Source organism: Bartonella sp. AP280QHHD (assembly GCF_042196125.1).
Lineage (GTDB): Bacteria > Pseudomonadota > Alphaproteobacteria > Rhizobiales > Rhizobiaceae > Bartonella.
This window is the reverse complement of record NZ_JBHIPQ010000013.1, coordinates 1-20007: the sequence shown is the minus strand read 5'-3', so window position 1 is coordinate 20007 and position 20007 is coordinate 1. Positions and strand designations below refer to the sequence as shown.

Genomic DNA, 20007 nt, shown 5'->3' with positions numbered 1-20007 from the left:
TATAAGAGAGTTCTATCAAGAAAATGCTTCTATTCACAGCAAATAAACACCTAAAATAAAAAGAAAAACAATATACCTCATCTAAGTACTTTAATTTTTGACCATTTAATTGTATTTTTCTTTAAATATTAATTTCTCTTCCTAAAGTTCAATGTGTAAATAAAGCAACCTTGTCTTTATGACTTTATCCCCAAAAAGCTCTTCTAAAGGTCTAGAAAAAACAAAAAGGGCAGGTTAAATTTGCTCATGCCTCCAAGTCTTCTTACCCCACTTTTTAATTCTATCCGAACTCTTTCTGGTATTACACCTAAAGTCTATGGTTTATTGACCAAACTCTTAGATGTTAATCCCACACAACGCGAAGCAACCCTTATTGACCTTCTTCAATTAATGCCCCATTCCGTTATAGACCGCAGAATGCGTCCCAACATTACTTGTGCAAAAGAAGGAGATACTGTTACGCTCGAAATTATCATCGATCAGCATCAACCACCACCCCGTGGTCACAACCGAATTCCCTATCGTGTTATTGCCCATGATCACACAGGAAAAATAAATTTAGTCTTTTTTCATGCTCAACCTCTTTGGCTAAAAAAACAACTCCCCGAAGGAAAAAAAGTCATTATATCAGGAAAAGTTGAATGGTTTAATGGACAGCTTTCAATGGCGCATCCAGACTATATTGCCCCAAGCGAACAATCAAATCAGATACCTCTCATCGAACCTGTCTATCCCTCTACTGCAGGACTAACTGTAAAGACACTAAGACGCGCCATACAAAACACTCTTGATTTTATTCCTCTCCTCCCAGAATGGATAGATGAAAATGTAAAAAAGCAACAAAATTTTCCTTCTTTTTCTGTTGCTTTACGCCGTATCCATGCGCCCATTAACCCCAATGATCTATCCTTAGAAAGTACAGCACGCAAACGTCTTGCCTATGATGAATTGCTCGCTTGTCAATTGGCACTAGGACTCGTGCGTTTGAAAACTAAATCTCTTGTTGGCACTTCTCGACCATCAACAGGAATTTATACTAAAAAATTGCTTAATATCCTCCCCTTTCAACTCACAACCGGACAAAAAAAAGCAGTAGAAGATATCGCAAATGATCTTGCTTCACCAGAACCAATGCTAAGACTACTTCAAGGTGATGTAGGCACAGGAAAAACTGTTGTTGCATTGATGGCAATGGCACAAATTGCTGAAAATTCAGGACAATCAGCTTTAATGGCACCAACTGAAGTGCTTGCTAGGCAACATTTTGCCACCATCGCTCCTCTTGCCGAAAAGGTCGGATTACAAACAACGCTTTTAACAGGACGAGAAAAAGGAAAATTGCGGACAAATATCGTGAATGATATTCTGTCAGGTCAAGTTTCTATTGTTATCGGAACTCATGCTCTCATACAAAACAGCGTTACTTATAATAATCTCGCTTTAACCATTATCGATGAACAACACCGTTTTGGTGTCCATCAACGTATCGCTCTTACAGAAAAAGGCAATAAAGCTGATATGCTGGTTATGACCGCCACGCCCATTCCGCGCACACTTGTCTTAACAGCTTTTGGTGATATGGATGTCTCTAAAATTACCGAAAAACCAATGGGACGACAACCCATTACAACAGCAACGCTTTCTTTGAAACGTCTTCATGAGCTTATAGCGAGAATCGCAATTGCATTAGAAAAAGGAGAAAAGCTCTATTGGATTTGTCCTTTAGTAGAGGAATCGACAGCTCTTGATCTCACTTCAATTGAAAACCGCTTTGCATTTCTCCATGAGCGCTTTGGAGCACACGTTGGTATGATCCATGGAAAAATGTCTACAGCAGAAAAAGAAGCCGCTATGGCATCTTTTAAATGTGGAAATACACGTATTTTAGTTGCAACCACCGTCATTGAAGTGGGAGTAGATATTCCAGATGCTTCGATCATTATCATCGAACACGCGGAACATTTTGGCCTTTCACAATTGCACCAATTACGTGGACGTGTAGGACGAGGCGATAAAAAATCTTCCTGCATTTTGCTCTATAAAGATCCACTGACTAAAACAGCAGCAACACGCCTTAATATTATCCGCAATACAGAAGATGGTTTTGAAATTGCTGAAGAAGATTGGCGCCTACGAGGCGAAGGAGAACTTTTAGGTACAAAACAATCCGGAGTCCCTGAATTTCATATAGCAAACCTTGCAGTTCATAGCGATCTTTTGTCAATGGCAAGAAAAGATGCTCGTTTATTTTTACAACGCGATCCTCATCTTTCTTCTGAGCAAGGACAAGCTTTACGGTTGCTCCTTTATCTTTTCGGACACAACGATGCTGCACGCCTCTTACGAGCAGGATAACAAAAACCCTCTAATAAAAAACTTAAATACCTCTCTGTTCAAATATGATTTTCTCTTAGAATTACCCATAAATGATCTACGCAGTCTCTTACCATCTTTATGCTTCATGAACGAATAACAAATCAACTGCATTAAAACAGTAGAAGCAATATTGCGTCTTTTTTTACCATTATATTCACATAACTGATCTATTTTTTGATAGGTAAGAAAATATTTTTCGTTTTATCGTAAAGGATTTAGGAATAAAAAACCTTTCTTCAGTATTCTCGTTCAACAGAGAAAAATGAAAAAATAAGTTTCATTATAAATCAATTTCTTACACTTGATTATTCTCCAAAAGATTCAGAAATATACTTTTATTCAACCGTGACTGATTTTGCTAAATTACGGGGTTGATCAACATCTGTTCCTAATAAAACAGCCGTATGATAAGCGATTAACTGAACAGGGAGTGCATAAATAATAGGAGAAATAAATTCTGGAACATCTGGCAAAGTGATCGTTGATAAAGTCTTAAGACAAGCTACTTCTGCTCCCTTTTTATCGGTTATTAAAATAATACGACCATTACGCGCTACCACTTCTTGCATATTAGAAAAAGTTTTTTCAAACCACCGATCATAAGGTGCAACAACAATAACGGGTATTGTCTCATCCACCAGAGCAATTGGTCCATGCTTTAATTCACCTGCCGCATAACCTTCAGCATGAATATAAGAAAGCTCTTTCAGTTTAAGAGCTCCCTCCAAAGCAATCGGATAAGAAGTTCCACGTCCCAGATAAAGAACACTTTTTGCATTCACCAAATCACGACAAATACATTCAATTTTTCTCTCTAATTTTAAGACCTCATTTAAAATACGTGGAACTTCTGCCAACTGTCGAACCAGTTGCTTTTCTATTTGAGCCGAGAGATAGCCACGTTGTTTAGCCGCACTAAGAGCGAGTGAAGCAAGCGTTGCCAATTGACAGGTAAAAGCTTTTGTTGAAGCAACACCTATTTCCGGTCCGGCAAGTGTTGGGAGAATAAAATCAGCCTCCCTTGCCATTGTTGATTGCTCTACATTCACAATTGTTGCTGTTTTTACACCCCGCTCACGACAATAACGCAAAGAAGCCAATGTATCAGCTGTCTCACCAGATTGAGAAACAAACAGCGATAACACATCAGACGTTATAGGAGGTTCACGATAACGAAACTCGGAAGCAACATCATTATCAACACTTAAAGCGGCAAATTTCTCAAACCAATAGCGCGCAACTAAGGTTGAATAATATGCCGTTCCACAACTCGCAAAAAGAAGCCGATGAATATTTTTCCAATCAATCAAATTCTCAAGCGGTCGAACCGCATAATTTCCAAGATCAAGATAATGCGCCAAATTATGAGAAATCACTTCAGGTTGTTCAAACATTTCCTTGTGCATAAAATGACGATGATTACCCTTAGAAATCAATAAAGCCCCTTCAAGTAATGTCGTCACAGGACGTTTTACCGGTTGATTATTAGCATCATAAATTGTAACACCTTCCCGTGTGAGAACAGCCCAATCCCCATCTTCCATATAGCTAATATAATCAACGAATGGTGCCAAAGCTATGGCATCTGACCCCACAAAAAATTCATCTTTTCCATAACCAATTGCCAGAGGTGGACCAGAACAAGCCGCAATCATAAGGTTATCTTCACCTTCGAAAATAAGAGCAATAGCAAAAGCCCCCTGCAGCCTTTTCCAACTGGTACGTATGGCTTCTTGCGGAGAAAGACCATCTTTTAATGCACGCGTTATTAAATGTGCAATAACTTCCGTATCCGTCTCTGTTTCAAAGATACAACCATCCTCTATGAGTTCCTTTTGCAGTTCTACAAAATTTTCAATAATACCATTATGAACAATCGCAAGCTTTTCAGTCACATGGGGATGCGCATTGCGTTCAACAGCAATTCCATGCGTAGCCCAACGGGTATGACCAATCCCTAAACTTCCCTCCAGAGGTGTTTTTTTTAATTTTTCTTCTAAATGAACAAGCTTCCCCTCAGCACGTACACGATAAAGATGCCCATTATGGACCGTTGCCACCCCAGATGAATCATACCCTCTATATTCAAGACGTTTTAACCCCTCAACCAAAGAGGACGTAACACACCTCTTTCCAAGAACTCCAATAATTCCACACATTAAAAAGCTCCAACCCACATCTTAAGATTCAAATTTTACAAAACAATCCAACAGCCTTTATTTAAAACTATAAATAATAAAAATAATTCAAACATGGAATACGGCAATCTTTAAGAATAAATCTTCCATCCATCGTTAGATTAACACGAAACAAAAGAATAAGCTGAAAATAATCATTTTTTCTGTTTTTTTTCTAACAAACGCTCTCGAAATTTTGTCGCATAGCCCTCTTTTATAACCTGTCGTGCACGCCCAAAAGCCATACTGTTCATAGGAATATTTTCAGTAATAACACTTCCTGAAGCAACATAAGAGCCATCCCCTATTACCAATGGGGAAACAAGTGCCGTATTAGACCCAACAAAAGCATGATCACCAATCATGGTTTTATATTTGTTAAATCCATCATAATTGCAAGTAATCGTACCGGCTCCAATATTGGTATGTGCACCAATTTCGGCATCACCAATATAACTTAAATGATTGATTTTAGAAGATTCTCCTACCTTAGCTTGTTTGACTTCACAAAAATTTCCAATCTTTACGGACTTTGCCAACTCTGTTCCAGGACGCAAACGTGCATAGGGACCAATCTGTGCATCTCTACCAACCACAGCACCTTCGAGATAACTAAATGCATGAATAACCGCACCAGATTGTACTTTTACGTTTAACCCAAAATAAACATTTGGTTCTATCACCACCCCTGGTGCAATTTCTGTATCATAAGAAAAATAGAGTGTTTCTGGCTTTAAGAGTGTAACACCCGATAACATTAAATCGCGCGCTTTACGTTTTTGCCACAAAGAATCAGCCTCAGAAAGCTCAAGACCGTTGTTAATTCCTACAATATCTTCAAAAGGAACTTCAACAACACGCACATCTAATCCTTCGCGTGTTGCAAGAGAAGCAATATCTGTTAAGTAATATTCTTTTTTCACATTATTATTACCAACTTTCTCTAAAAGAGAAAGTGCATGTTTTCCACGCATAGCGAGTATTCCACCGTTACAAAAAGAAATCTTTTTTTCTTCATCGCTAGCGTCTTTTTCTTCTACAATTGCAATCAATTGACCATTTTTCTCGAGAAGACGCCCATAACCTGTTGGATGTTTGGTATGAAAACCTGCAAAAACAACATCTGCTCCATCAGCAAGCTGTGCACGCATTTGGTGCAATGAATCTTGCTGAATGAGAGGAGTATCCCCAAAAACAATGAGCACATCATCCACCTCCTTTTGCAAAGCTAAACGAGCAGACAAAACAGCATGAGCAGTTCCTAAACGCTCTTTTTGTTCAAAAATCATTACATCTTTTACAAATGACTGAACAACGTGCGTAACCTCCTTAGCACCATATCCCACAACAACCGCTAATTGTGAAGAGCCTGCCAATTCTATTTTTTTTAGAACATGGCATATAAGAGGCAATCCAGCAATTTTATGAAGTACCTTAGGCAGAGACGATTTCATGCGCGTCCCCTCACCTGCGGCAAGAACAATAGAAAGACAACTTCTAACCATAAAAACACATAAGACTAACGAGAAAATCCAAAAAAAATCATAATATTGTGCCAACGAATATCTTCAATATAACTCAACGAAGGATAATGTTCTAAAAGCCAAAATGAAAGATCCTGCATAGAACCTGTTAAAAACAAAATCCCTGTAAGAATAAGAAAAACACCAATGATTTTTTCAACTTTTCCTAAATGAATACGAAAAGCTCCTAAAAATCGCATAAAACTGCTCGAAAATAAAGCTGCTAACATAAAAGGAATAGCAAGACCTAATGCATAAACCGCTAAGAGAACAGCTCCCTCTCCCACAGTTTCTTTTGTTCCAGCAAGCGTTATAATAGGACCTAAAATAGGGCCAATACACGGTGTCCAACCAAAGGCAAAAGCTAAACCGATAATATACGCGCCTAAAGGACCAGCAGGTGTTTTTTGGGTCTGAAAACGCGCCTCACGAAATAAAAAAGCGATCTTGAAAATCCCCAAAAAATTTAAACCAAAAATAATAATGACAATTCCAGCAGCAAGAGCAAACCAATCACGATAATAACCGATGAATTTCCCAATTGTACTAGCACTGGCACCTAAAGCAACAAAAACAGTCGTAAACCCAAGAACAAAAGCAATAACAGAAGATAATAAAGCCCACCGGATAAAGACTTTCTCATCAGGCTTTTCTGAACGAAAATCATCAATACCAACCCCTGCCATATAGCACAAATAAGGAGGAACTAACGGCAAAACGCATGGTGACAAAAAAGAGAGTGCCCCAGCAAAAAACACACCAACTGTTGAAATTTCAATCAAAATTCATACCCCGTCTTTCATCGTAGTTTACCCCCCCATGAACAACAATCAATCCACATCTTCATCAACTCGCTGCATATTTTCTTCATTCGCTATCACACTTATATCTTCATCATGACCAGAAACGACTGAAAAAACTTTTTGATAGATTTTATCTTTATTTTTAGCAATTGCAATATACTCTCCCTCCGCTAACACGAGTGAAACATACGCACCTACTGTTTCATAAACGATATCACCAGAATCATTGGCAAGAGACCAACTTGTATCTGCAAGCGCTTCTCCTCTTTCTTGTCGCACCAGCTTTAAGACAATCTGAGCGGCCTGATGTTCAAGAGTAACTTCTGTTATTTTACCCGCATCCACTTGAATATCCGAACGAGCCGTCGCATTAATAGAACCATAATGGGAAGCAACATGGTAGCGGCCAGCTTTTAAACGCACAACTGATTGGGGTTTAACATTTGATATAATTACTCCCGTATCATCATTTTCTTTTTCATCCTCATAAATGGTAAAACGGAGTTCCTTTTCATTCATTACGCCATTGAGCAGTGTTGCATTTAAAATGACACCACCAGCCTCAAGATTAAAGTTTTTTACAAGACTCTGCCCATTTTCTAAACGAATATGGCGCACAGCACTCATATGACCAAATGAGACATGAACAAGATAATTTCCTGGTTCGAGATCAAAACGTGCACTTCCCCCCTTATAGGTTGCCACTAATGGTAACTTATTATCAATCCCTAGAATAGGAGCATAAACCCGCCAGACAAGCCCTTTTTCAATATCCGGATGACTATTTGTTAATCGAGCATTCAAAATGAGTTGTGTTTGAGATGCTAAGTTTTCGTTCTCCTGCTTTTGAGTCTTTACAATAAAACTCCTTGATTGTCTCTGCTGCTGATCTTGCCCTTCTCCTGCTTCAGAAAAAGCACAGTGGCTCCAAGTCAATAAAGAAAGCGCCACGCACAACCATACACATCGGTGCACTATTTTTATAAGAATACCCATTTTTGCATTGTTGATCAACATGATCTTTTTTTCAAGAAACAATATCACACAGCCATCATTTTAAATTGAGAAACTTACACCACAACCACATGATGAAACAGCATTGGGATTGTGGATTTGAAAAGACTGCCCCATAAGATCATCAACAAAATCAATCTCAGCTCCTTCCATAAAAGGAAGTGATAGTAAATCAATAAACACAACTGCCCCGTCTTTTTTGAGAACGAGGTCATCTTCACACATTTCAGAAACCAAGTCATATTTATAAGAAAAACCAGAACACCCACCACCTTCAACAGAAATACGTAATGCTATTTTATCGGGTTCACGCAAAAGTATCTGTGCAATTTTTTTGGCAGCAACATCTGAAATTTTCACATTCATTTTATATATCCTTGCATTAAACCATCAAGAAAGAGTATCCTACACTCAAAGAGCAGTTTATTTCTCATAAACCACTCTCAATTTTAAGATGATAATAGACAGCTTGCAATGGATATAGGCAATATCAACTTCAATTACCAATCTCGAGCAGTATACAGTGCTCATCCACAAACAAGCCGTGGTCGATTATACCATGAAACGATGAGCACCACACGCTCACCTTTTCAACGAGATAGAGATCGTATTATCCATTCTAATGCATTTCGACGTCTTAAACATAAAACGCAAGTGTTTATTGCTGATGAAAGCGATCATTACCGTACTCGCCTAACCCATTCCATAGAGGTTTCTCAAATTGCAAGAACATTAGCCCGTGCCCTGTGTCTTGATGAAGACCTTGCCGAAGCCATTGCCCTTGTTCACGACTTTGGACACACACCCTTTGGCCATGCAGGAGAAGATGCTCTTAATGAAGCCATGGTACTTTATGGCGGCTTTGATCATAATGCACAAGCATTACGCATTGTAACAAAACTAGAACAGCGCTATGCAAATTTTGATGGACTTAACCTTACATGGGAAACCCTCGAAGGACTTGTAAAGCATAATGGTCCCCTTTTAGGTCCTCACGCAAAGAATAAGGAGGTTCCTATCGATATTTTACAATACAATGCAAAGCAAGACCTTGCACTCGATTGTTTTGCAGGGCTAGAAGCGCAATGTGCTGCTATTGCAGATGATATCGCATACAATGCGCATGATATTGATGATGGTCTACGTTCGCAATTTTTAACACTCGATCAATTTGAACATGTTCCACTAACAGCAGCAATATTAAAAGATATAACAGATGAGCATCCCCACCTCGACCAAGCGCGTCGCGGTTACACACTTGTACGAAGACAAATAACAACCATGGTTGAAGATGTTATCAAACAATCACAAGAAAATTTAGCACGCATCAAACCAACAAGCATAAACGATATTCACCAAGCAAAACAAACCATTGTCACCTTTTCACCGACAATGACCGTTTATGAAAAAGAACTAAAAAACTTTTTATTTAAAAATCTTTACTACCATGAACAAGTTCTTAGTCGTCGCAATGCAGCAAAATGCATTGTACAAAAATTATTCAATTGTTATTATGAAAATCCAAATACAATGCCTGAAAGTTGGCAGAGCAAAACAGTGCACTTAAAAAATCAAGAGTTAGCACGTTTGATTGCTGACTTTCTTTCAGGCATGACGGATCACTACGCTCTACGTGAATATCAGCGTTTATTTGACCATACAGATAATTTCGTTTAATGGCTTTTGGCATCATCATGGAAGCTAAATATGAATATCTTTAAAAACTTCGAAAAAAAAATTAAGAGATCAATTGAATTATCTGATATAAAAGGAAAAAATGGAGAAGATCTAGATTTATCAAAAATCACTGTTGATCCTCCGCGTGATTCCTCCCACGGTCATTTATCAACCAATGCTGCTATGGTGCTTGCAAAATCTATTGGAATCAATCCACGTGCACTTGCAGATAAAATCATAGAACTTCTTAAAAATGATTCCTCTATCGAAAATATAGATGTTGCCGGTCCTGGTTTTATAAACATAAAGCTTACAAAATTATTTTGGCAAGATGCTATAAAATCTATGCTTGAATTAGGCACTTCTTATGGTCGTATTCCAATGGGACAAGGAAAATGCGTCAATGTTGAATATGTCTCAGCAAATCCCACTGGACCAATGCATGTAGGACACTGCCGCGGAGCAGTTGTTGGGGATGTTCTCTCCAATTTGCTACAATTTACGGGCTATAACATTACAAAAGAGTATTATATCAATGATGCGGGTCAACAAATCGAAGTCCTCGCCCATTCGGTACTATTGCGCTATCGTGAAGCTCTTGGGCAAGAAATTAATGAAATTCCAGAAGGACTCTATCCTGGAGAATACTTGATACCATTGGGTCAATCGCTTGCTCAAGAGTTTGGTGACCAACTCCTCACGATGGATAAAGATGAAGCCTTATCTCTTGTGAAAGAACGTGCAATTCATGCAATGATGTCCATGATTCGCGAAGATTTGGCTGCTCTTAATATTTATCATGATATCTTTTTCTCTGAGCGAATGCTTTATGCAGATAATGCACGCGCCATTCGTAACACCATCAACGACCTCACTTTAAATGGTTATATCTACAAAGGAAAACTCCCCCCTCCCAAAGGACAAAATACAGAAGACTGGGAACCAAGCGAACAAACTTTGTTCCGTTCAACAAATGTCGGTGATGACCAAGACCGTGTTTTAGTCAAATCTGACGGTTCTTACACTTATTTTGCTGCTGATGTTGCTTATTTTCGGGATAAATTTAATCGTCATTTTGATGAAATGATTTATATTCTAGGCGCAGACCATGCGGGCTATGTAAAGCGGCTAGAGGCAATGGCAAAAGCAATTTCTGGGGATAAAGCTAAATTAAGTGTCTTCTTGTGTCAATTGGTAAAACTTTTTCGCAACGGTCATCCTGTACGCATGTCAAAAAGAGCAGGATCTTTTGTCACTCTACGGGATGTTGTCGAAGAGGTTGGGCGTGATCCTGTGCGTTTTATGATGCTATACCGTAAGTGTGAAGCACCTCTTGATTTTGATTTTGCAAAAGTAACAGAACAATCAAAAGATAACCCCATCTTTTACGTACAATATGCAAGTGCACGTTGTCACTCAGTCTTTCGTCAAGCACAAGAAGCGCTTCATATTAAAAGCTTTTCAAATAATACATTGATTGCCCATCTTCATCGATTAACAGATGACCATGAAATATTGTTAATACGCAAACTTTCTGAATATCCACGTATCATTGAACAGGCCGTAATTCATAAAGAACCGCATCGATTAGCGTTTTACCTTTATGACCTTGCCTCCAGCTTTCACACCCATTGGAATAAAGGGAGTGAAAATCTCAATTTACGCTTTATTCAACCTGATGATAAAGAGTTATCCTTTGCAAGATTAGGATTGATACAAGCTGTTATCAATATTTTATCATCAGGGCTTACCATCATAGGAGTCGAAGCACCCATAGAAATGCGTTGAAAAAGTTCTATAAATACATACAATAGGTACTCTATTGATAAACTTTTTCATGTATCCTTGCATGAGAGGGGGAAAATTTATAATTTTAATATAACAAATCAAAATCAACCATTGATTGCACGTAAGTGCAAACCATCATGTGAGAAAAGCTATGAGCGATAACGATCGCAAAAATCTACACGAAACAAAACACGATCATGAACACCATGATCCTTTAGAAAGGCTTACGCGCATTTTTAATCCGCACAAACAAAGCGGAAACCAAAATGAGCAATCGTCTTTAAAAACAGAACGATCAACATCTCACCCCGAAACATCATCCCATGATGATGATTTTGATTTCTCCTTTCTAGAAGAGGAACTTGAAAAAAATTTAGCACATGACTTACCGTTTGATGATCAAAAAAAACAATGGGACTTGCATGCAACCAGCAACGCAACAGCCTCAGATATTGCACAATCTTCTTCTTTCAACCATTCAAAACAAAATAATTTATCTGAAGAGAAATATTCTTCACCTAGCAGTCATGATGAAGAACAAATTTTAGATGAGCTTTCTCCATTACCAATCCCAAAGAATCAATCACATCAACAGAAAAAAACAGCAACCAATGCTGATCCTTTTCTTGAAAAAAGTAATCTTATGTCACAATCAGAATCAGAAAATTTCTTTTTTGATAAATCTGAAAGGCACGAAAATAAGAGAGAGACGCCAGAAGATGTTGAACAAACCAATCGTTTTTCACAAATAAATTCACAACAACCTGAGACTACGAATATACAAAAAACTTATGAGGACAATCAAAACCTCTATGACACTCCTATAAACCATCCCTATAAAATTTCAGCTGATCAAGAAAATTGGATTAAAAAAGATTATCCTGATGTCTCCTCTTCTACAGAGGAAAATGAGTTTTTCTCATCTTCTAATCTTGTGTCAGAAAGACAAAACACTGCAAGAAATCAAACAACAAGTACCTTCTCCTCACCTTTAGATTCTCCACCAGTTGATAGACAATCTTATTTAAAGGGAGCTTCACAAGAAGATCATACAACCAATTATCCCCATTTTTTTGCAGACCCCCCCTCACAACAAGAAACTTATGGCGAAAAAGTTCCGATATATGATGAGGCTCGAGCCCAATACATCAATAACGCCGAAGGTGCCTCTAACCCAAATAGAGAAATTTCATATAATGAAAATAATTTAGATGAGTTTCTTTCCTCATCCCCCTCTTTAAATACAAAACAAACGGATGGCTTTTTTGCCCATAACTATACGCACAGAGATACTCCCCCTCCCAATGTTGATACTTATAAATTTTCAGAGGAAATCGTAGAAAAAACTGGTCCTATTATGGTTCCAGAAGTCCCGTATGAAGCGCCAGAATATGATGTGCCAACTAATGGTGGTTTAGAAGAAGAATTTGCTGATGTACTCAATGTAGGGAATGTCCCAACGGATAATTTTTCTCAAAAAAAACAGAAAAACGAGGTTTTTAGTGAAGTTTTTCATCAGTCTATGCAAAATTCAAAAGAAGGTGTTTATATAAACTCTAAAGAACAAAATTCCGACTATTTTTCTTCTGCCAATATGGAATATAATTTTCCCTCTTTTAGCGAGAATTCATCATACACAAACTCAGATGAGGTTCCCACACCTCCATCAGCTCCTCCTCCCTTAAAAAGTTTTATTTTTGGTAAAACTTTCATTAAAGGTTTTTTTATACTTATTTTAATAGGACTTGGGTTTGCTGGTTATTCTCATTTTTTTATGCCATCACAAAAAAATGAAGAAACGGTCATTATCCACGCTGATAATACGCCTTTTAAATTCAAACCAGAAACAACTGAAACGAAAAATGATGTTGCACATAATTTAGATATCTATAAACAAACAACTGAACAAAATGAGAAACAAGAAAATACACAACAATTTCTTATTGATAACTCTGAACAACCTGAAAATTTAAAAGAATTAAACCCTGAAGAATCTTCAAGCGTTTCCTCATCGTCTTTAAATGAATCTGATGTTGAAGATGCAGTCACAGAAGCCATAAATCATACTATTCCAATGCGAGAAGTACAAACTGTTATTGTCAATCAAGATGGTACAGTTACACTAGCCCCTGCGCATCAAACAAACAGCAAAACTGCTGCTCAATCTGAAGAAAGCATTGATCAAACTTCTAATGAACTTCAAGATTCGTCCCTTGTTTCGTCGCATGATTCTGATATAAACGACCAAGAAAGAGATCATGATCTCAAAAATAATATTGATAAAATAATCGCAGAAAATAATTCTAGCTCAAATATTGAAGAAAAATTTATCCCTATCCCTTCTCATGCAGAAAGAAATACACAAGTTGAAACACCAGCCGCGTCTCGCCCCATATCACCAAACAGAGTCGCAGCACAAAATTCAGAAAGTTATTACGTACAACTTGCATCTCAACCAACGTATGAGCTCGCTAGAAATTCTTTAAAAAATATGAAATCTAAATTTGGATTCCTTATCGGTGCCCGTTCTTTAAATATTCAATCCGCTTTTATACCAGGAAAAGGTACTTATTACCGTGTTCGGCTTCAAGCGCAAGACCGTAATGAAGCCATAATCCTTTGTGAATCCATTAAAAGTTCTGGTGGAAGCTGCTTCATCACACGCTAAACCAATAATGCAACGGTTTTAACAACCGTTGCATTATTTATTTCCATACCATTTAATTACTTATCAAAAACTTCAGAAATTAAAATCGTCCTATCTTTTTCGCTTATCTGTTTGCACTGACTTTATTCTTTAATCTACGTCGATTTTCGCCCTATCTAAAAGATTATATTTACGAAAAAATTACTCCGTACCCTTATAGGTATAAGGTACAGGAGGAAGCGAATTTAAATCTTTTTTGGGCGTTGTTACACTTTGGCTTGTTTCTGGGGTATTATAACGCGAACTATGTTCAGGAGATTTTGCAAAAAAAGATCCTAAAAAACCAAAAATAAACCAGATAATAACCATCGCAAGAAGAATAGCAAAAATACCCTTAGCGATTGAAACAGGTTGTTCACGACCTCTTCTTTCTGCGGCCATACGTTCTTCATATGTGTGATAATTTTTATCAATCATAGTGGATTCCTTTTCTCAATTCCCTTACCTTTAAATTTCTAGAAAATATGCATATATGAAATTATTCAGATACTTATTGTGAGAAAACGATAATTATAGACAAAAGTTCCAGCTTACTTCATAAAGTTGAGAAAAAGAAGCGAGGATAGAATTAAAATATCTACCCTACTCTAGCCTTTGAATTCTATAATAAACCCCTTTGTATTCTATAATAAAACATTGACACAAAGGTTTTGTTAATAATAGAGTTATAATCAAAATATTTCATTATTTTTATTAATAAAAATGAAACATACTCAAAAGGTTTTTTATGAAATCTCCCATATCATCGCTTCCCTTTAAAATAGAAAAACACCCATCTCCTCTGTCAGAAGAAAAATATGAAGAAATTTTAAAAAGTCCCGGTTTTGGTCAATTTTTTACAGACCACATGTGTACTATTCAATGGACTGAAGACAAAGGCTGGCACAATGCCGTCATTTCTCAATACAAAGCTTTAGAAATTAACCCTGCAAGTACCGTTTTACATTACGGACAGGAAATTTTTGAGGGTTTAAAAGCATATCGTGCAAAAGATGGACGCATCTTGCTCTTCCGTCCTGATGCCAATGCACAACGCTTTATAGAATCAGCACAACGTTTAGCTATGCCAGAATTGCCAAAAGATATTTTTCTGGATGCCGTTCATCAATTAGTAAAGATTGATCAAAAATGGGTTTCTGATCAGCCCAACGCTAGCCTCTATATCCGTCCATTTATGTTTGGCAATGAAAACTTTTTGGGAGTCCGCCCTTCTCAAGAATATCTTTTTTGTGTCATAGCCTCTCCAGTTGAATCCTATTTCAAAGGAGAAGAAAAATCTGTCAGCGTCTGGATTGAAACAGATTATAGTCGTGCCGGTCCAAGAGGAACAGGGGCTGCCAAATGTGGTGGAAACTATGCAGCAAGCTTACTGGCACAAAAAACTGCAACTGAAAATAATTGTAGCCAAGTACTCTTCCTTGATATGATTGAACATAAATGGATTGAAGAACTTGGTGGTATGAATGTCTGCTTTATTATGGACAATAATACACTTGTAACCCCCCCACTTAATGGAACTATCCTTCCAGGGATAACCCGTGATTCAATCTTAAGGTTAGCTCAACAAATGGGATTAAAAATAGAAGAGCGTCCTTATTCTTTTACAGCGCTTCAAGAAGATGCAAAGAGTGGACACCTTAAAGAAGCCTTTGCTTGTGGTACAGCTGCCGTTATCACATCAATTGGTCGTTTTAGATATAAAGGGGGAGAATTTATTATTGGAAATGAAACAGTTGGAGAAGTTACAAAGCAGCTTCGTACACAATTGGTTGGCATTCAAAAAGGGAACATAGAAGATAAAAATGGCTGGGTACATTCTGTCCAGATCTCATAATATTTAAGGTATTCTCATATCTATAAACGCTTCCATGAAAGTAGATTCATGGAAGCGTTTTTCCTAGAAAAACTCCCTCTATTTTTAGTGACAAAAAAGAAAGCATTAATCAAATTTCGAATGATTTCTATGCTTTGCTTTAATATTACGGACTGTACCCGTATGGGAGCGCATTACGAGAGTTTCCGTTTGAATGTAACGAGATGTAAATTTAACACCAGAAAGCATATTGCCATCTGTCACCCCTGTTGCTGAAAACAAAACATCACCCTTTGCCATTTCTTCCATTGTATAAACCTTATTGGGATCACTAATCCCCATTTTAGCTGCACGAGCAATTTTCTCTTCTGTATCAAGCAGCAAACGACCTTGCATCTGTCCTCCAATGCAGCGCAAAGCAGCAGAAGCTAAGACACCTTCAGGTGCTCCACCAATCCCCATATAGATATCAATACCTGTTTCTTCTGGATCAGTTGTATCAATAACAGCAGCCACATCTCCATCCCCAATCAAGCGAATCGACGCCCCTGTCGCTCGTACTTCATTAACCAATTTTTCATGACGAGGTCTATCCATAATACAAACAACAATCTGATTAACAGTCACTCCTTTAGCCTTCGCAAGAGCATGTATATTATCGGTAGGACAAGCATCTATATCGACTACTCCCTTTGGATAACCAGGACCAATAGCAATTTTGTTCATATAAACATCAGGGGCATAAAGGAGATTACCCTTTTCAGCAATTGCAACTACTGCCAAAGAATTGGCAATATTTTTAGCACAAAGTGTTGTACCCTCTAGTGGATCAAGTGCAATATCGATCGCCAATCCACTTTGAAGACCTACTTTTTCTCCAATATAAAGCATAGGCGCTTCATCCCGCTCACCTTCACCAATCACCACTGTACCATCAATAGGCAATCGATTAAGTTCCTGCCGCATTGCATCTACAGCAGCTTGATCCGCTGCCTTTTCATCGCCACGTCCGCGCCAGCGTGCAGCAGCAACAGCAGCACGTTCAGTAACACGTACCAATTCAAGCGTCAAAATACGATCAAGTCCATTTAAAATCTTCTGAGTTGTGGGCATATGAAAAAATCCTACCGAATGAATACCAGAAAAAATATGAGTCCTTATTAAATACTAAGAATAAAGTTTTTTGGCAAAGATGAAAATTTTCCACAAGAGATAAAAGAACTCAAGCGTGCTTTTTTTATTATCAAGAAAGTTATCAATTCTTTGCCATAGGTTCAATACGAATAAATTGAGATTTTGCAACAAGATGTCCATCTTTTTCAATTTCTGCAAGTGCCTGTCGTACATTCACCTCTGTTGTTTCGTGCGTAATTAAAATAATTGTTTTTTCAATTTGATCTTCTACAAAAGATCTTTGAACAATCGACTCCAATGAGATGTGATTATCAGCCATATGCCTTGCGACCTCGGCAAAAACGCCAGTACGATCATGAACATTTAAACGAATAAAATAACCACCTGCATGATGCGAAATACGTGCTTTTTTATGAGGAGCAAGTTCTAATGCTGGACGTCTTAAAACAGGTGCATACTGAAAACCAGAACGTGCTTTTGCTATATCAGCCAAATCACCAATAACGGCTGATGCTGTTGCCTTTCCTCCGGCGCCAGGACCAGAAAACAGTAATTCACCTAATAAATCACTTTGAATAGAAAGAGCATTGGTTACACCATTTATCTGTGCAATCATTGAGGATGTTGGTACCATTGTTGGATGAACGCGTTGCTCTATTCCAGAATCCGTTTTTAATGCAACCCCTAAAAGCTTAATCCGATACCCCAATTCATCAGCTGCTCGAATATCAATTTGCGAAATATTATGAATTCCTTCAACATAAACATCATCTAACGAAACAGCAGTTCCAAATGCCAAGCTTGTCAACAAAGCTAATTTATGAGCAGTATCATTTCCCTCAATATCAAAACTTGGATCTGCTTCAGCATACCCAAGTCTCTGTGCATCTGCTAAACAATCTTTAAATGAAAGACCTTCCGTAAACATACGTGTTAATATATAATTACAGGTTCCATTGAGAATACCATAAATTCGCGATATGCGATTACTAACAAGTGATTCTCTCATCGCTTTGATAACAGGAATCCCCCCTGCAACAGCTGCTTCAAAATGAAGAAACACACCTTTTTTTTCTGCAATTATAGCCAGCTCTACTCCATGTCGAGCAAGAAGAGCTTTATTGGCTGTTACAACATGATGTCCCGCCTCAAGCGCTCTCTTAACAGCGGTATACACCACATCCAATTCACCACCAATTAACTCTACAAAAACATCAATCTCATCAGAAGCAGCCAACTCCACAGGTGAATCAAACCATTTTATACCACTAAGATCAATTCCACGATTGCGACCTTTATCACGCGCACTAACAGCAACAACTTTGATGAATCGCCCACATTGACAAGCTAAACTATTCGCTTTTTCAAATAGAGTTCGAACAACTGAAGTACCAACTGTACCAAGTCCCGCAACGCCAACTTTTAAAGCTTCTGCCATATTCTAACCACTGATCCCTATCTTCATTGAAGAATCGTTTAAATGATGTGCCAATCAACACAAAGAATATCTATATCCATAAGAACAAAAGAAATATCCCGCTCTATTCACTTTATTTTCTCCAATAGAATTATCCCCGCTTATTCAATCAACATTCCTAAAAATATAATATTTATTGTCTTCAAAGATTTCAGAATCTTATAAAATATTTAATTCAGAATGAAAATCTGTAAAACTGATAAATGCAAGTTGCCATAAAGAAAAGTTCTAAAAAATAATCAATAACAAGTTAAAGAATATTGAAGACTTAGTAAGAAAGAATAAAAATATCTCTTCTAAATCGACAAATATGGAACAAAAAACATTCTTTCATATGATAAATTAAGAGAATGGATAAAATAAAGTAGTTCAGTCAATAATAACACATTCCTTCCTACCATTCCATAGCTTAAACTATAAATCTTTAATGCAAAAATCTTAACGCATTCATATATCAAAATAGAACCTTACATTAAAGTAAAACACAAGACTTAATATGCACACACCATAATTCTAAAATATTATAAATATGGAAAATAAATTTGCAAAATTCGAATATTTTATCTCAACTTATTGCCACCTCTTTAAAAAACTAGCGAATTGAAATGACAAAAATCTCAATCTGCCCTTTACCCAAACTAATTCATTTCCAAATAAATAACCTTCCCAATATGTGAGGGAACAAATGAAGGGGTTTTAATTTTAAATTTCTTACAAACCTGTAAAAGTAAAGATAAGAAAAGTATTTTTAATATATTCTGTAAAATTTGCTTAATATTCTTATTATAAAGAATCTTTTTATATTTTGTTAAACTGAAAGGAATTTGTGGCTTGCTCCTCAAAAAAACTTTTGTATAATTGGTATTATTTGTTAATTTTGTAATAAATATTATCTTTCTACTTCATAAATTATACAGTTTTTGCTTTATGATAAGCTCAAATGAGAAGTCTTTCTGTATAAAGGCTCTTTCAAGCAAGTTAAATAATATTCTCATGTGGTGAGCAAAGATAACAAGCGATAAAATATGCAAAAAATAAATACATAAAAAATGCTGTTTTTGATCATTTTTGCCTACTCCTCAAACTGAAAATATCATTCCCTGAGATGATACCCACATCAAAATTTTCTATCAATCATGATAACTTTATATTTTTTCTACAAAAAATCTTAGAAAATAAAATGATCTAAACAGGAAGCGCTCAAAAATTATTCAATAAAACACACTTTTTTCAAAAAAAATGACACAGAGGGCTTGCGAAGTAAAAAGATCCTCTCTATAAGCCTCATCATTGGTTTGCGCCCATCGTCTAGCGGTTAGGACATCGCCCTTTCACGGCGGAAACAGGGGTTCGATTCCCCTTGGGCGTACCATGTTTCTTTTTTCTGTACATAATCTATTGATTTTATATATCTTTTTTAAAGTACGGGATACGTGGATAAAAGTTAGGGAATAGGATTTTCTAACATTTGTCTACAACAGTAGCATTTTCTTTTCTTTGCGCTTCGCTAATCATCTC

The 20007-nt window shown here is 37.1% G+C and carries 13 protein-coding genes and 1 tRNA gene; 6 read left to right on the top strand and 8 right to left on the bottom strand.

Going from position 1 to position 20007, the window contains the following annotated elements; translation table 11 throughout:
• Positions 1-246 precede the first annotated feature (246 nt).
• On the top strand, positions 247-2355 hold the full coding sequence (recG, locus tag ACFIMK_RS00480) for an ATP-dependent DNA helicase RecG (protein WP_375638215.1): 2109 nt from the start codon (positions 247-249) through the stop codon (positions 2353-2355).
• 356 nt (positions 2356-2711) lie between these two features.
• On the opposite strand, the gene glmS is transcribed toward recG, so the two are convergent.
• The 5 genes from glmS to ACFIMK_RS00455 form a co-directional block, all read right to left on the bottom strand.
• Positions 2712-4535, bottom strand: a complete 1824-nt coding sequence (gene glmS, locus ACFIMK_RS00475; protein ID WP_375638216.1) for a glutamine--fructose-6-phosphate transaminase (isomerizing) — start codon at positions 4533-4535, stop codon at positions 2712-2714.
• A gap of 173 nt (positions 4536-4708) precedes the next feature.
• On the bottom strand, positions 4709-6058 hold the full coding sequence (gene glmU, locus ACFIMK_RS00470; RefSeq protein ID WP_375638217.1) for a bifunctional UDP-N-acetylglucosamine diphosphorylase/glucosamine-1-phosphate N-acetyltransferase GlmU: 1350 nt from the start codon (positions 6056-6058) through the stop codon (positions 4709-4711).
• Positions 6059-6072: 14 nt separating this feature from the next.
• Positions 6073-6861 carry a cytochrome c biogenesis CcdA family protein gene (locus tag ACFIMK_RS00465; protein ID WP_375611585.1) on the bottom strand — a complete coding sequence of 263 codons (789 nt, stop codon included), beginning with the start codon at positions 6859-6861 and terminating at the stop codon, positions 6073-6075.
• 45 nt (positions 6862-6906) lie between these two features.
• Positions 6907-7896, bottom strand: a complete 990-nt coding sequence (locus tag ACFIMK_RS00460) for a carboxypeptidase regulatory-like domain-containing protein (RefSeq protein WP_375638218.1) — start codon at positions 7894-7896, stop codon at positions 6907-6909.
• Positions 7897-7935: 39 nt separating this feature from the next.
• Positions 7936-8259 (bottom strand): iron-sulfur cluster assembly accessory protein, encoded by a 324-nt coding sequence (locus tag ACFIMK_RS00455; protein ID WP_273791197.1) that lies wholly within the window; start codon positions 8257-8259, stop codon positions 7936-7938.
• Positions 8260-8367: 108 nt separating this feature from the next.
• Here ACFIMK_RS00455 and ACFIMK_RS00450 point away from each other — a divergent pair, with 108 nt between their 5' ends.
• The 3 genes from ACFIMK_RS00450 to ACFIMK_RS00440 all read left to right on the top strand — a co-directional run bounded on the left by ACFIMK_RS00450 (position 8368) and on the right by ACFIMK_RS00440 (position 14026).
• On the top strand, positions 8368-9570 hold the full coding sequence (locus ACFIMK_RS00450; protein WP_375638219.1) for a deoxyguanosinetriphosphate triphosphohydrolase: 1203 nt from the start codon (positions 8368-8370) through the stop codon (positions 9568-9570).
• A 30-nt stretch (positions 9571-9600) separates the two neighbouring features.
• A complete protein-coding gene (gene argS, locus ACFIMK_RS00445) occupies positions 9601-11358 on the top strand; it encodes an arginine--tRNA ligase (protein ID WP_375627798.1) in 1758 nt (585 codons plus the stop codon).
• Between the two features lie 151 nt (positions 11359-11509).
• On the top strand, positions 11510-14026 hold the full coding sequence (locus ACFIMK_RS00440; protein WP_375683061.1) for an SPOR domain-containing protein: 2517 nt from the start codon (positions 11510-11512) through the stop codon (positions 14024-14026).
• Positions 14027-14206: 180 nt separating this feature from the next.
• On the opposite strand, the gene ACFIMK_RS00435 is transcribed toward ACFIMK_RS00440, so the two are convergent.
• Positions 14207-14482 (bottom strand): hypothetical protein, encoded by a 276-nt coding sequence (locus ACFIMK_RS00435; protein ID WP_375611528.1) that lies wholly within the window; start codon positions 14480-14482, stop codon positions 14207-14209.
• A gap of 310 nt (positions 14483-14792) precedes the next feature.
• Here ACFIMK_RS00435 and ACFIMK_RS00430 point away from each other — a divergent pair, with 310 nt between their 5' ends.
• Positions 14793-15899, top strand: a complete 1107-nt coding sequence (locus ACFIMK_RS00430; RefSeq protein ID WP_375627801.1) for a branched-chain amino acid aminotransferase — start codon at positions 14793-14795, stop codon at positions 15897-15899.
• A 105-nt stretch (positions 15900-16004) separates the two neighbouring features.
• Here ACFIMK_RS00430 and glpX read toward each other — a convergent pair whose 3' ends face one another.
• Positions 16005-16991 carry a class II fructose-bisphosphatase gene (gene glpX, locus ACFIMK_RS00425; protein WP_375617770.1) on the bottom strand — a complete coding sequence of 329 codons (987 nt, stop codon included), beginning with the start codon at positions 16989-16991 and terminating at the stop codon, positions 16005-16007.
• A 142-nt stretch (positions 16992-17133) separates the two neighbouring features.
• Positions 17134-18450 carry a homoserine dehydrogenase gene (locus ACFIMK_RS00420; RefSeq protein ID WP_375645814.1) on the bottom strand — a complete coding sequence of 439 codons (1317 nt, stop codon included), beginning with the start codon at positions 18448-18450 and terminating at the stop codon, positions 17134-17136.
• A gap of 1336 nt (positions 18451-19786) precedes the next feature.
• On the opposite strand from ACFIMK_RS00420, the gene ACFIMK_RS00415 reads away from it, so the two are divergent.
• Positions 19787-19861: transfer RNA gene (locus ACFIMK_RS00415), tRNA-Glu, on the top strand.
• The last annotated feature ends 146 nt before the right edge of the window (positions 19862-20007 follow it).